13 protein-coding genes are annotated in these 13,687 nt (G+C 65.0%); 10 read left to right on the top strand and 3 right to left on the bottom strand.

Annotated features, from left to right (window positions below; translation table 11 throughout):
* Window positions 1-2: 2 nt before the first annotated feature.
* The 4 genes from XH79_RS36585 to murJ all read left to right on the top strand — a co-directional run bounded on the left by XH79_RS36585 (window position 3) and on the right by murJ (window position 5,532).
* Window positions 3-1,415, top strand: coding sequence for a mannose-1-phosphate guanylyltransferase/mannose-6-phosphate isomerase (locus tag XH79_RS36585; RefSeq protein ID WP_212342852.1), 1,413 nt, complete (start codon window positions 3-5; stop codon window positions 1,413-1,415).
* 183 nt (window positions 1,416-1,598) lie between these two features.
* Window positions 1,599-2,603 carry a Gfo/Idh/MocA family protein gene (locus tag XH79_RS36580; protein WP_212342853.1) on the top strand — a complete coding sequence of 335 codons (1,005 nt, stop codon included), beginning with the start codon at window positions 1,599-1,601 and terminating at the stop codon, window positions 2,601-2,603.
* Between the two features lie 33 nt (window positions 2,604-2,636).
* On the top strand, window positions 2,637-3,788 hold the full coding sequence (locus XH79_RS36575) for a DegT/DnrJ/EryC1/StrS family aminotransferase (protein WP_212342854.1): 1,152 nt from the start codon (window positions 2,637-2,639) through the stop codon (window positions 3,786-3,788).
* Between the two features lie 214 nt (window positions 3,789-4,002).
* Complete coding sequence (gene murJ, locus XH79_RS36570) at window positions 4,003-5,532, top strand: murein biosynthesis integral membrane protein MurJ (protein WP_271584825.1); 1,530 nt, start codon at window positions 4,003-4,005, stop codon at window positions 5,530-5,532.
* A 310-nt stretch (window positions 5,533-5,842) separates the two neighbouring features.
* On the opposite strand, the gene XH79_RS36565 is transcribed toward murJ, so the two are convergent.
* Window positions 5,843-6,076, bottom strand: coding sequence for a DUF3551 domain-containing protein (locus XH79_RS36565; protein WP_271584824.1), 234 nt, complete (start codon window positions 6,074-6,076; stop codon window positions 5,843-5,845).
* Here XH79_RS36565 and XH79_RS36560 point away from each other — a divergent pair.
* The 5 genes from XH79_RS36560 (at window position 6,027) to XH79_RS36540 (ending at window position 11,600) form a co-directional block, all read left to right on the top strand.
* On the top strand, window positions 6,027-6,284 hold the full coding sequence (locus XH79_RS36560; protein ID WP_271585192.1) for a hypothetical protein: 258 nt from the start codon (window positions 6,027-6,029) through the stop codon (window positions 6,282-6,284). The two genes, XH79_RS36565 and XH79_RS36560, sit on opposite strands and share 50 nt — an antisense overlap.
* Before the next feature lie 296 nt (window positions 6,285-6,580).
* On the top strand, window positions 6,581-6,856 hold the full coding sequence (locus XH79_RS36555; protein WP_271584823.1) for a DUF1127 domain-containing protein: 276 nt from the start codon (window positions 6,581-6,583) through the stop codon (window positions 6,854-6,856).
* 231 nt (window positions 6,857-7,087) lie between these two features.
* Window positions 7,088-9,397, top strand: coding sequence for a xanthine dehydrogenase family protein molybdopterin-binding subunit (locus XH79_RS36550; protein WP_271584822.1), 2,310 nt, complete (start codon window positions 7,088-7,090; stop codon window positions 9,395-9,397).
* A gap of 228 nt (window positions 9,398-9,625) precedes the next feature.
* Window positions 9,626-10,075, top strand: a complete 450-nt coding sequence (locus tag XH79_RS36545; protein WP_271584821.1) for a cytochrome c — start codon at window positions 9,626-9,628, stop codon at window positions 10,073-10,075.
* A 241-nt stretch (window positions 10,076-10,316) separates the two neighbouring features.
* Entirely contained in the window at window positions 10,317-11,600 is a 1,284-nt protein-coding gene (locus XH79_RS36540) for a cystathionine gamma-synthase family protein (RefSeq protein WP_212342861.1), read from the top strand.
* A 9-nt stretch (window positions 11,601-11,609) separates the two neighbouring features.
* On the opposite strand, the gene XH79_RS36535 is transcribed toward XH79_RS36540, so the two are convergent.
* Window positions 11,610-11,981, bottom strand: coding sequence for a VF_A0006 family four-cysteine protein (locus XH79_RS36535; protein WP_271584820.1), 372 nt, complete (start codon window positions 11,979-11,981; stop codon window positions 11,610-11,612).
* Window positions 11,982-12,183: 202 nt separating this feature from the next.
* Window positions 12,184-12,603 carry a CHRD domain-containing protein gene (locus tag XH79_RS36530; RefSeq protein ID WP_271584819.1) on the bottom strand — a complete coding sequence of 140 codons (420 nt, stop codon included), beginning with the start codon at window positions 12,601-12,603 and terminating at the stop codon, window positions 12,184-12,186.
* A 154-nt stretch (window positions 12,604-12,757) separates the two neighbouring features.
* Between XH79_RS36530 and XH79_RS36525 the strand changes: the two genes are divergently transcribed.
* Entirely contained in the window at window positions 12,758-13,681 is a 924-nt protein-coding gene (locus XH79_RS36525) for a c-type cytochrome (protein WP_271584818.1), read from the top strand.
* Window positions 13,682-13,687: the final 6 nt, after the last annotated feature.

Genomic DNA, 13,687 nt, shown 5'->3' with positions numbered 1-13,687 from the left:
CGATGGACAAACGCATTATCCCCCTGATCATGTGCGGCGGTGCCGGCACGCGGCTGTGGCCCGCCTCGCGCGAGGTGCGCCCGAAGCAGTTCCTGCCGCTGTTCGGCACCCGCTCGACCTTCCAGGACACGCTGCTGCGCGTCTCGGATGCCTCGCTGTTCGATCGCCCGATCGTTATCACCAATGCGTCCTATCGCTTCATGGTGCTGGAGCAGCTCGCCGAGATCGGCATCGAGGCCGACGTCATCCTCGAGCCGATGCGGCGGGACTCCGGTCCCGCGATCGCCGCCGGCGCCGTGTTCGCGCAGAACCGCGCCAGTGAAGCGATCGTGCTCGCGCTCGCCGCCGATCACGTCGTGCAGGACAATGCCGCCTTCGTCGCGGCGTGCCGCGAAGGCCTCACGGCTGCGAGCGCCGGGCGCATCGTCACCTTCGGCGTCAAGCCGGAGCGGCCCGCGACCGAATACGGCTATATCAGCCCGGGCGACGTGATCTCCGGTCAGGTGAATGCGGTCGCGCGCTTCGTCGAGAAGCCCGACGCCGTGAAGGCGGCCGACTACGTCAATTCGGGCTATCTCTGGAACAGCGGCAACTTCATGTTCCCGGCGAGCGTCCTGCTCGACGAATACCGCAAGGTCGATGCGGCAAGCGTCGAGGCGGTGTCCAACGCGGTCAACAATGCCGGCCGCGATCTCGGCTTCGTCACGCTGGAGCCCGAGGCGTTCGGCGCGGCCAAGGCGATCTCGATCGACTATGCCGTGATGGAGAAGACCTCGCGCGCCGCCGTGGTGCCGGTGTCCTGCGGCTGGTCCGACGTCGGCTCCTGGCACGCGGTGTGGGAGCTCTCGGAGAAGGACGCGCAGGGCAACGCGGCGCACGGCACTGCCGTGTTCGAGGATTCCCGCAACTGCAACGTCACCACCGACCAGGCGCTGGTCGCGCTCGAAGGCGTCGATGATCTCGTCGTGGTCGCGACCGCGGACGCGGTGCTCGTCTCGCGCCAGAAGGATGCCAACGGCCTGAAGCGCCTCGTGACCAAGCTCAAGGCGGTCGCACCGAAGGTCACCGAGGAGCATCTCAAGGTGCACCGGCCCTGGGGCAGCTATCAGTCGGTCGACAATGGCGAGCGCCATCAGGTCAAGCGCATCGTGGTGAAGCCCGGCGGGCGCCTGTCGCTGCAGAAGCATCATCATCGCGCCGAGCACTGGATCGTGGTCCGCGGCGCGGCCCGCGTCACCGTCAACGAGACGGTGAAGACGGTGCATGAGAACGAGTCGATCTACATCCCGATGGGCGCGGTGCACCGGATGGAGAACCCCGGTAAAATCATGCTGGAGCTGATCGAGGTCCAGACTGGGTCCTATCTCGGGGAAGACGACATCATCCGGATTGAAGACGACTATCAAAGGTCGTAACCAGCAGGCTCCGAATCACGCGACCCGGGCCGAAATGACGGCCTCTTTCAGCGGCTAAGGCCCGGGGAACGTGTAACTTTTTGAATCAAATCGTGTCCGGTCAATTCGGCCGGCATTCGCCACAAATGTGGCACCCGTGCTAGAAGCAGCCCGGGGATTTGCGTTGAATCGGGGTTTGCTCAGATGAGTTCCAAAGGGTCACAACCGGCAAAGGCCGGCTTGCGCGTCGGCGTGATTGGCGCGGGCGTCATGGGCAGCAACCATGCGCGCGTCCTCAGCGGCCTGCCCGGCGTCAGCCTCGTCGGCGTCGTCGATCCGTCGCCCGCCCATCGCACGCGCGCGACGGAGCTCGCCGATTGCGCGAGCTTCGAGACGCTCGACCAGCTCTTCGCCGCCGGCGTCGATGCCGTCACCATCGCTGCGCCCACCCATCTGCATCACGAGGTCGCGCTCGCCTGCATCGCCAAGAACATCCACGTGCTGGTCGAGAAGCCGATCGCGTCCACGGTGGAAGAGGGCCGAGAGATCGTCGCCGCCGCGCGAGAGGCCGGCGTGACGCTGATGGTCGGCCATGTCGAGCGCTTCAATCCGGCGGTCGCCGCGGTCAAGCAGGCGATCGCGGGCGAGGACATCCTGTCGATCGCGATCACGCGCGTCGGCCCGTTCCCGCCGCGCATGTCCAATGTCGGCGTCGTCATCGACCTTGCCGTGCACGACATCGACCTGATCCGCTGGTTCACTGAATCCGACATCGTCGAGGTGCAGCCGCAATTGTCGAGCGCGGTTGCCGAGCGCGAGGACATCGCGCTGTTGCAGTTCCGCACCGCCAACGGCGTGCTCGCCCACATCAACACCAACTGGCTGACGCCGTTCAAGGCGCGTAGCGTCACGGTTGCGACCCGCGGCAAATATGTGATGGGCGATCTGCTCACGCGCCAGGTCACCGAATGCTTCGGCTTCAAGCCGGATGGCAGCTATTCGATGCGGCATCTGCCGGTCGGTCATGACGAGCCGCTGCGCGCCGAGCTGATCGCGTTCCTCAAGGCGGTCCGCCATGGCGAGACGCCGGCGGTCACCGGCGATGAGGGCGTTGCCAGCCTCGAGATCGCGACGCAGTGCCTGGAGACGCCCTCGCGTCCGGCCGCGACGGCGCCCGCCCGCAAGGAGCCGCGCCGCGTCGCCGGCTGATCCCTTTCCATGTCGACTACTCAAGAAGGCGTCATGAACCAGCATCTGCGTTCCGAACCCATTCCCTTCATCGACGTCGCCTCGCAGCGCCGCCGGCTCGGCGCCTCGCTCGATGCGGCCGTCAAGCGCGTGATGGACCATTGCCAGTTCGTCAATGGCCCTGAAGTCGCCGAGCTCGAGAAGCAGCTCGCGGCCTACTCAGGCGCCAAGCACGTGATCGGCTGCGCCAGCGGCACCGACGCGATCCTGATGGTGATGATGGCGATGAATGTCGGGCCCGGCGATGCCGTGCTGTGTCCGTCCTTCACCTTCATCGCGACCGCCTCGCCGGTGGCGCGGACGGGTGCGACGCCGGTTTATGTCGACGTCGACGAGACCACCTTCAACATGAGCCCGGAGTCGCTCAAGCGCGGCATCGCGACCGCCCGCAAGGCCGGCCTCAAGCCTGTCGCCGTGATTCCGGTCGACCTGTTCGGCCAGCCCGCCGATCACGACGCCATTGCCGAGATCGCGAAGGCCGAGGGTCTGTTCGTGCTCGACGACGCCGCACAAGGCTTTGGGGCGAGCTACAAGGGCCGCAAGCTCGGCACCTTCGGGCTTGCGACTGCGACCAGCTTCTTCCCGGCAAAGCCGCTCGGCTGCTTCGGCGACGGCGGCGCGATCTTCACCGATAACGACGAGCTCGCGGCTACGCTGCGCAGCATCCGCGTGCACGGGCAGGGCGTCGACAAATACGACAACGTTCGCCTCGGCCTCACCGGCCGGCTCGACACCATGCAGGCCGCGGTCCTGATCGAGAAGCTGAAGATCTTCGACGACGAGATCGCTGCCCGCAACCGGGTTGCCGAACGCTACGCGCGAGGCCTGTCGAATGTCGTCACCGTGCCGCGCCTTGCCCCGGGCAACACCTCGGTCTGGGCGCAGTACACGATCCGTCTTCCGAAGGGCACCGACCGCGACGGCTTTGCCGCCGCGCTGAAGGCCCAGGGCGTGCCGACCGCGATCTATTACGGCAAGTCGATGCACCAGCAGACCGCCTACAAGCAGTATCCGGTCGCCGAAGGCGGACTGCCGGGTTGCGAGAGCCTGTCGCAGGACGTCATCAGCCTGCCGATGCACGCCTATTTGACCGAAGCCGATCAGGAGCGAATCATCGCCGCCGTGCAAGGCGCGCTCGCGGGCTGATTTCTTCCCTCTCCCCTTGCGGGAGAGGGTGGCTTCGCGAAGCGAAGCCGGGTGAGAGGTCTCTCTCCGCCCGGCATGCGCGGAGAGAAACCCCTCACCACAGTGAGTTTGTATCTACTCGCGGTGCTGCCCTCTCCCGCAAGGGGAGAGGGCGCAGTAATGCGCATCGCAAGATGCAATCGACCTCTGTTCGATTAGTCTCTACAAGAGACGCATGCTCGGACGCATCTTCACGGTCGGTGGTTACACGCTGCTCTCGCGGCTGACGGGATTTGCCCGCGACATCATGCTCGCGGCGATCCTCGGCGCCGGCCCGGTGGCCGACGCCTTTTTCGTGGCGCTACGGCTGCCCAATCACTTCCGCGCGATCTTTGCCGAGGGCGCCTTCAACGCCGCCTGGGTGCCGGCCTATGCGCATGTCCATGGCGAGAAGGGGGAGGCGGCGGCAAAACTGTTCGCGGACCGCATCTTCACGCTGCTGCTGGCCTCGCAGGTGGTGCTGCTGATCGTCGCCTGGCTGTTCATGCCGCAGGCCATGAGCATTTTGGCGCCGGGCTTTTCCGAGGATGCCGAGCAGCGCAAGCTCGCGATCGAACTGACCCGGATCACCTTTCCCTATCTGCTCCTGATCACGCTGGTGACGCTCTATGGCGGCATGCTCAACGTGATGCAGCGCTTCGCCAGCGCCGCGGCCGCCTCGATCTTCCTCAACGTCGCGATGATGATGACGCTGGCGGTTGCCGTCTGGTTTCCGACCGCGGGCCATGCCGCGGCCTGGGGCGTCCTGATCTCCGGCTTCCTGCAATATTTCCTGCTCGCGGGCGATCTCGCCCGCCACGGCGGCCTGCCGCGCTTTGCGCCGCTCAAGCTCGACGAGGATGTCCGCGGTTTCTTCAAGGCACTCGGGCCGGCGACGCTGGGTTCGATGGGCACGCAGGTCGCGCTGTTCGCCGACACGATCATCGCGACGTTTCTTCCGGCCGGTGCGCTGTCGGCGCTGTATTATGCCGACCGACTCAACCAGCTCCCGATCGGCGTCATCGGCATCGCCATCGGCACGGTGCTGCTGCCGGAGATGTCGCGGCGGATCACGGCCAACGACCATGACGGCGCAATGAGGGCGCAGCGCCGCGCCTTCGATTTCACGCTGCTGTTCTCGGTGCCGTTCGTCGCGGCCTTCCTCACCGTGCCCGATGCGATCATGCGCGCGCTGTTCGCCCGCGGCGCGTTCTCGAAGGCCGATGCCGCCGCGGCCGGCGCCACGCTCGCGGCCTACGCCATCGGCCTGATCCCCTTCGTGCTGATCCGCAGCGCGGTCGCGACCTTCTATGCCCGCAAGGACACCGCAACGCCGGTCCGGGCGTCGCTGACCGGCATCGCCGTCAACGTCGCGCTGAAGCTCGCCTTGATGGGATCGCTCGCCCAGATCGGCCTCGCGCTGGCAACCGCCGTCGGCGTCTGGACCAATCTCTTGCTGGTGCTGTTCTTCGCCGTGCGGCGCGGCTTTCTCGTGCCGGACCGCGCCTGGCTGATGTCGCTAGCCAAATTCCTGCTGACCGGAATCATCCTGGCCGCAGCCTTCTGGCTGATCGCGCGTTTCAGCCCGGCCGCTCTTGCCTCCGTGCACACCTTCCGGGACGAAGCGACGTTGGTCCTGCTCGCCGTTGGCGGCACGATCGTCTACGCGTTCGCGATCCTCGTGCTGTTCGGACGCAAGTGGCTGGTCTCGCTGGTGCGCGGCTAGGCGCGTATCAATGAGCTCGTCATGTCCGCTCGACCCGCGAAGAGCGGACTTGCAGCGGCCTCGCGGCGGCCCGAGCTAGGGTCAGCCACGGGCCAACAGACGACACCACGCCCTTCGTCGATCACAGGAGCAGCGCGTCGCGCATCAAGTTCGTTATGAGTCAGCCCAGGCTCATCCACCTCGCGCGTCGCGCACCGTCTGCGCGACTTTCGTGCAAGAGAAGTACCTCAGCCGAAACTGACGCAAGTCCATCAAGTACCACGAGCCGAACTCAAGCGAGAGCCTCGCCCGGTGCGCCCGCGGCGCTCAATTACTGTCTGCCCTGCCGCGAGCGTCCGAATGCATAGCGCGGATTGACCCCGCAGGACGCATGGGTGCCGGAGGCAGCCGCCCTGCATTGCTGGAGAGTCGAGAACTGGCAGTTGCCGGGATGGCCCCAGCGGCGGCCTTGCAGGCAGTAGCGATCTGCGAATGCGGGCGAGAGCGATCCGACCGTGACCAAGATCAAAATGGCGGAGACCGCAGCAAACAGAATACGGCACATCGGAGTCCTCCTGTACTACTCGTTGGGTGAGTGCTCACCCGTGCTCCAATTGGGTTGGAAAGGCACCGGGACGGAGGTCGACTATAACTTCAGCTTTCCGAATGATGATCCGATCATACCCTTAGGAGTTCGCAGTGAATTTCCCGAGATCTGCTATTTGATCATCTCGTCGGCGCTTGCACTCGACATCTGCGTCGCAGGAAAATGAAAGCAGCCGAGTCCGCATTGAGTCAAAAGCGAACGCGCCGGATTGGGGTTCGCCTCCAGGGTGCAACTGACGTCGGTACATCTCTTGATTTTGCGCAATTACCGTGGTACGGGTGCCCCATGATCAAATCCGTGCGCAACGTTAACCTCAAGCACATGACCCGCTTCGGCTGGGCCGTGGGAGGAGTCGCGCGCTAGGAATTCGACGACGACATCTTTTCCACCAGGCCCCGCCGGCATCGGACGGGGCCTTTTCATTGGCCACGCTCCCTGCCGGCACAACAGCAGGAGCGTGCGATGCCACCTCAACTGACGAACGACACATGCGAGCCGGAGGCCGACGCCGCGCGGCTTCGTCTCGACTTTTCCATCGCCTTGAGCCTGCTCGGGCGATACTGGCGCGCGTTCCAGGGCTGGCGCCAGCGCTCACGAGTCAGCTTGCACGACCTGAGCGACAGGGAGCTGATGGATATCGGCTTGACGCGTGGCGAGATCGGCTACTTCACGTCTGCAAGGGCTCTCGACAGGCTGAGAGATCGCGCGACGTATCTGTGGGGGCGCGGAGGGATGTAACTTGTCAAGAGGTTTGGTGAGCTGCGTCTTCGCGGCCGACCCTTCGAGACGCCCGCTTTTTGACGGGCTCCTCAGGATGAGGTCTTGTTTCGCGGTGCAATCTGGACGCCATGGTGACGAGTGCGCGGCGCTTTCACGGCCCGCGACCCTTGCGCCTGGCTAAAGCCGTTTGCCTTGCCACTTTTTCCACGGCAATATGCCGGCAAAACAACCATAGGACGGGTCAAGACAATGGCGGCTCCCATCAAGTTCGGCGTTGGCCAAAGCGTGCTGCGCAAGGAGGATGACGCGCTCATCCGCGGCAAGGGTCGCTATACCGACGATTATGCGCCGCAGGCCGCGCTCCGCTGCTTGATGCTGCGTTCGCCGCATGCGCATGCCAAATACACCATCGATGCGAGCCGCGCCCGCAGCCTGCCCGGCGTCGCGCTGATCCTGACCGCCGACGACGTCAAGGATCTCGGCAATCTGCCCTGCCTGTTCAATCTCGAGACCGATCCGTTCACCGGCCCGCCTTACCCGATCCTCGCCAAGGACGAGGTGCGCCATGTCGGCGATTCCATCGCCTTCGTGGTCGCCGAGACCATCGACCAGGCCCGCGACGCGATCGAGGCGATCGAGGTCAAATGGTCGCCGCTGCCGGCGGTGACCGGCGTCGTCAATGCCGTGAAGAAGGGCGCGCCGCAGGTCTGGCCGGACAAGGCCGGCAACGTGCTGTTCGACGTCTCGATCGGCGACAAGGCCGCGACGGAAGCCGCCTTTGCCAAGGCGCATGCGGTGGCCGAAATCTCCATCGTCAATCCGCGCGTGGTCGCAAGCTTCATGGAGACGCGGGCGGCGGTCTGCGAATACGACGCCAAGCGCGACCATCTGACGCTGACGGTCGGCAGCCAGGGCAGCCATCGCCTGCGCGACATCCTCTGCCAGAACGTGCTCAACATCCCCACCGACAAGATGCGGGTGATCTGCCCCGACGTCGGCGGCGGTTTTGGTACGAAGCTGTTTCCGTACCGCGAATACGCCCTGATGGCGGTCGCGGCGCGCAAGCTGAAGAAGGCGGTGAAATGGGCGGCCGACCGGTCCGAGCATTTCATGGGCGACGCGCAGGGCCGCGACAACGTCACCACCGCGAAGATGGCGCTGGCCGAGGACGGCAAATTCCTCGCGATGGATTGCGACCTGATGGGCGACATGGGCGCGTATCTCTCGACCTTCGGGCCCTACATCCCGCATGGCGGCGCCGGCATGCTGCCGGGTCTCTACGACATCCAGGCCTTCCACTGCCGGGTGCGCACCATCTTCACCCACAGCGTGCCGGTCGATGCCTATCGTGGTGCGGGCCGGCCCGAGGCGGCCTACGTGATCGAGCGCCTGGTCGATGCCTGCGCGCGAAAACTCGACATGACGCCGGACGCCATCCGCCGCAAGAATTTCATCCAGCCCAAGGCGCTGCCCTACAAGACCGCCACCGGCAAGGTCTACGATTCCGGCGACTTCGCCGCGCATCTCAAGCGCGCGATGGAGATCGCGGAATGGAAGGAATTTCCCAAGCGCGCCAAGGTGGCCAAGAAGGGCGGCCTGATCCGCGGCATCGGGCTCGCGAGCTATGTCGAGATCTGCGGCGTGATGGGTGAGGAGACGGCCAATGTCCGCCTCGATCCCAATGGCGACGTTACCGTCCTGATCGGCACGCAGTCGAGCGGGCAGGGCCACCAGACCGCCTATGCGCAAATCGTCGCAGAACAGTTCGGCCTGGCGCCGGAGCGCGTGCACGTCCGCCAGGGCGATACCGACGAGATCGCGACCGGCCTCGGCACCGGCGGCTCGGCCTCGATTCCCTCGGGCGGCGTCAGCGTCGAGCGCGCCACGCGCGAACTCGGGCAAAAGCTGAAGGAGATCGCGGCGCAGGCGCTGGAAGCCAGCGCCGGCGATATCGAGATCACCGATGGCATCGTGCGCATCGCCGGCACCGACCGCTCGATCTCCTTCGCCGATCTCGCCAAGCGGCCCGGCGCCGATCCATCGAAGCTGAATGGCAGCGCGACCTTCGCCAGTGCCGACGGCACCTATCCGAACGGCACGCATCTGGCGGAGGTCGAAATCGATCCGGCCACCGGCATCATCAAGATCGTCAATTACGTGATCGTCGACGATTTCGGCAAGACGCTCAATCCGCTGCTGCTGGCGGGCCAGGTCCATGGCGGCGCCATGCAGGGCATCGGCCAGGCGCTGATGGAGCAGGTGGTCTATGGGCCGACCGACGGCCAGCTCATCACCGCCACCTACATGGACTACGCGCTGCCGCGCGCGGCCGATGGTCCCGCCTTCGTGTTCGAGACCCACAACATCCCCTGCAAGACCAATCCGCTGGGGGTGAAGGGGGCGGGCGAGGCCGGCGCGATCGGTTCCTGTCCGGCGATCGTCAACGCCATCGTCGACGCCCTCTGGCGCGAATACAAGATCGACCACATCGACATGCCGGCAACCCCGGAGCGGGTGTGGATCGCCATCAGCGAGCACCATCGCCGCCACAGCCTCTAAAGCACGATGAGATTTGGACGAATCGTCATCGCGCTTTAGGTTGTTGTTTACGCATGATCTTTCCGGAAAACCGCTTCGCACTTTTCCGGATCATGCTTTAGACCCGATCTCCGCGCGCACGGGAATAAACGCGCCGCGCGGGGTTCTACCCTTGATGGGGCCCGGCTTCCCGTGAAGCCGGTGCAGTCTCATTTCCCTGAACGTCTCGAAAGCCGGAGAAACGGACCAATGAAACGGACGATGATTGTCGCGGGCGCGCTCCTGCTGGGCGCGGGCGCCGTGATGGCGCAACAGGAGATTGCCGTCCAGCAGGACAATCTGATGCGCGCGATCGCCAAGAACCAGTATGGCGTCATCCAGAAGATGACGAAGGGCGATATCCCCTTCGACAAGAAAGCCGCCGATCAGGCCATCGCCAACATCGAGGCCGATGTTGCCAAAATCGCCAAGACCTTCGAGGTCAATCCCAAGCAGGATGTCGTCGACGCGACCTATGGCGCCTCACCGAAGGTCTGGCAGAACAAGGCCGATTTCGACTCCAAGATCCCGCCGGTGCAGAAGGCGATCGCCGACGTCAAAGGCAAGATCACCGATCTCGCGAGCCTGAAGGCCGCCTATACCGCGATCAACGACCGCTGCAGCGATTGTCACGAAACCTATCGCGTGAAGTTGAAGTAACCGGGCGGAGAGGAATCAGTCGGGGGGGCGGTTGCGAAAGCAGCCGCCTTTTTTTGCGCGACCGCGAGTCGCAGCGCGGCAGAAATTCTGTCCGCAAGGCCTGACGGATCGCCGGCGAAGCGGCTATCTTTGCACCAACGGCCGTGGCGTTGATGCAAGTGACGCATCCTCCTCCCGACAGCCTCGTGACGTCGGGAGTTCCAACGCGCGGCGGGCAGCTGAAGCAACAGCGAGACAGGCCATGGTAAAACCGTTCCCGTCGAAGACCCATATCGGCAACCATATGCTGCATCCGGAAACCCTGATGCTGACCTATGGCTATGATCCGCAATTGTCGGAAGGCGCCATCAAGCCGCCGGTGTTCCTGACCTCGACCTTCGTGTTCAAGACCGCCGAAGACGGCCAGGACTTCTTCGATTATGTCGCCGGCCGGCGCGAGCCGCCGGAGGGCATGGGCGCGGGCCTCGTCTATTCGCGCTTCAACCACCCCAACAGCGAAATCGTCGAGGACAGGCTCGCGGTCTACGAACGCACCGAGAGCTGCGCGCTGTTCTCGTCGGGCATGGCGGCGATCGCGACCACGATTCTCGCCTTCGTCCGCCCCGGCGACGTCATCCTGCACTCCCAACCGCTCTATGGTGGGACGGAGACCCTGCTGACGAACACGCTGGCGCGCCTGTCGATCGGCGCGGTGGGCTTTGCCGACGGCATCGATGAAGCATCGGTCAGGCAGGCCTCGGAGCAGGCGATGGGCAAGGGCCGGGTGTCGATGATCCTGATCGAGACCCCGGCCAACCCGACCAATGGCCTCGTCGACATCGCGATGATCCGCCGCATCGCCGATTCCGTCGGCAAGGCCCAGGGGCACACGCCGATCATCGCCTGCGACAACACGCTGCTCGGTCCGGTGTTTCAGCGGCCGATCGAGCACGGCGCGGACCTGTCGCTGTATTCGCTGACGAAATATGTCGGCGGCCATTCCGACCTGATCGCGGGCGCCGCGCTCGGATCGAAGGCGATCATGAAGGGCATCAAGGCGCTGCGCGGTGCCATCGGCACCCAGCTCGATCCGCATTCCTGCTGGATGATCAACCGTTCGCTGGAGACGCTGAGCCTGCGCATGGAAAAGGCCGATGCGAATGCGCGCCTGGTGGCGAGCTATCTGCGCGATCATCCGAAGGTCGCCAAGGTCCACTATCTCGGCCATCACGAGCAGGACTCAGCCCTGGGGCGCGTGTTCGCACAGCAATGCCTGGGGGCGGGATCGACCTTCTCGTTCGACATCGTCGGCGGCAAGGAGGCGGCGGCGAAATTCCTCAACGCGCTGCAGATCCTCAAGCTGGCGGTGAGCCTTGGCGGTACCGAGTCGCTTGCGAGCCTGCCGGCGACGATGACCCATTCCGGCGTTCCCGCCGAGATCCGCCGGAAGATCGGCGTGCTGGATTCCACGATCCGATTGTCGATCGGGATCGAGAACCCGTCGGATCTGATCGCCGATCTCGCGCAGGCGCTGAACGCGGCTTGAGCGAGGAGCTCAAAGCGGATTGGACGCGCGGCACGCCGACATGATCGCCGCGGCAGCCTCGTTGCTCTGCGCGCCCGAGAGCTGCCGCACGAGGCAGACGTAATAGCCCTTGCTGGATGCGTTCAGCAGGGAATCGCCGTTGACGACGAGCCAGTTGCAGGCGGAGCGGATGTACTGCACGGCGAGGGGCGACCGCGTATCGCGGATGGCGGACAGCTCGCATTGCGCCTGCCTTTCCATGTCGCTCTGTGCGAGGACAGGTGCGGAGAACGAAAGCAGCGTTGCCGCAGCGACGAGGCCTGCCAGAACATGCGAGGACCCGCGCGCCCTTCCTGGACTGGCGTTGTCGGGCCGATCGAGAACGCTGGAAACAAGCCGCACGGTGCCACTTCCCGAGATGGATGGTGCCGAAGTTTACGGCGGAACGCGCGAGGCTGGCAAGGCACGAGCGCGGACGTTGCCGGATCGTCCTCCGCCACGAATCGAAAAGGCCGGACGCTCCCTCCTTGCGTCCGGCCTTTCCGCGACGAAGCCGCGTTGTCGCTTACTTCGTCAACCTATTTCGTCACTCTATTTCGTTACCCTATTTTGTCACTTGGCCGCGGATCTCGCCGCCCGGGTTCGCCGCCGTATGGATGTTGATGTAGTACTTGCCGGCGAGCAGGTCGGCGGCCTGCGCGTCGGTGAGCGTCGCCTCGCCCTTGACCGGGCTCGCGCCCGCATTGGCGATCGGGACCGCAACGCCGGCGTTCTTGCCGGCCTCGGCGGGGCCGTGGAAATGCGCGGCGGTGGCAGCACCGGAGAGACCGGAATAGGTGACGGTCCACGACAGCTTCTTGCTGGCGGCGTCATAGTCGAGCTCGGCCGTTCCGGTGCCGCTGCTGGTGTTGGCGGGCACTTCGGCTTTGCTGTCCAGCGTCGCCTTCAGTTTCTCCGCGCTTGCCGGGGCGGCGAACGCAACGGCAGCTCCGAGTGCCAGTGTGGCAAAAACGGCTTTGGTCATGGGTCTCTCCCTGTTGACGCCTGATTGCTGTCAATCTCCAAACAGTACGTCCTGCAGTTTATTCCCGTATTACAGCCGGACCATTTAAAATATTCGTGGCTGGATCGGGCCGGGCATGACCCTTAAGTTCGCGCGCTCACGATGGAATGATTGAATGCTGCGACGAACTATACTTGCCGCCCTGATCGCCGCCGTCGCGGCGTTCGGCCTCTATTGGTGGTTGACCGCCCCGGCGGCGCTGGCCGTGCCGGCGCCGACACGCGCCCCCGATCTCGCCAACGGGCAGGAGCTGTTCAACGCCGGCGGCTGCTCGTCCTGTCACGCCGTGCCCAACCAGCCCGATCGCCTGCGGCTCGGCGGCGGCCTCGCGCTCGGCTCGCCGTTCGGGACGTTCTACGCCCCCAATATTTCCCCCGATCCGACCGACGGGATCGGCCGGTGGAGCGAGGCTGATTTCGTCAACGCCGTGATGCGCGGCATCTCGCCCGCGGGCACGCACTACTTCCCGGCGTTTCCCTACACGTCCTATCATCTGGCTGACATCGACGACGTCCGCGATCTCTTCGCCTATCTGAAGACGCTGCCGCCGGTATCAGGCAGAGTGCGCGACCACGCGCTGCCGTTTCCGTTCAACATCCGCCGCAATGTCGGCATCTGGAAACGGCTGTTCATGGACACCGGGCCGTTCGTCGCGGACGCTTCACGCTCGCCGCAATGGAATCGCGGGGCCTATCTCGTGAACGGCTTCGGCCATTGCGCCGAATGCCACAGCCCGCGCAATCTGCTCGGCGGCGTCATCACGGCGCAGCGCTTCGCCGGCGGCCCCAATCCGGAAGGAAAGGGCTGGGTGCCGAACATCACGCAGCAGGGCATCGGTAGCTGGAGCGAGAAGGATATCGCCGATTTCCTCGAGACCGGCGACATGCCCGAGGGCGACAGCGCCTCGGGCGCGATGCGGCCGGTGATCAAGAATCTGGCGCAACTGACGGCGGAAGATCGCGCCGCGATGGCCGCTTATCTGAAGTCGCTGCCACCGGTGCAGGGACCGACGCCGCCCAAGCGCAAGGAGGGCGGCTAGCCAGCG

Source organism: Bradyrhizobium sp. CCBAU 45389, from assembly GCF_028128625.1.
GTDB classification, from domain to species: domain Bacteria; phylum Pseudomonadota; class Alphaproteobacteria; order Rhizobiales; family Xanthobacteraceae; genus Bradyrhizobium; species Bradyrhizobium liaoningense_B.
Note: the sequence above shows the minus strand (reverse complement) of the source record. Positions and strands in the feature narration are given on the sequence as shown.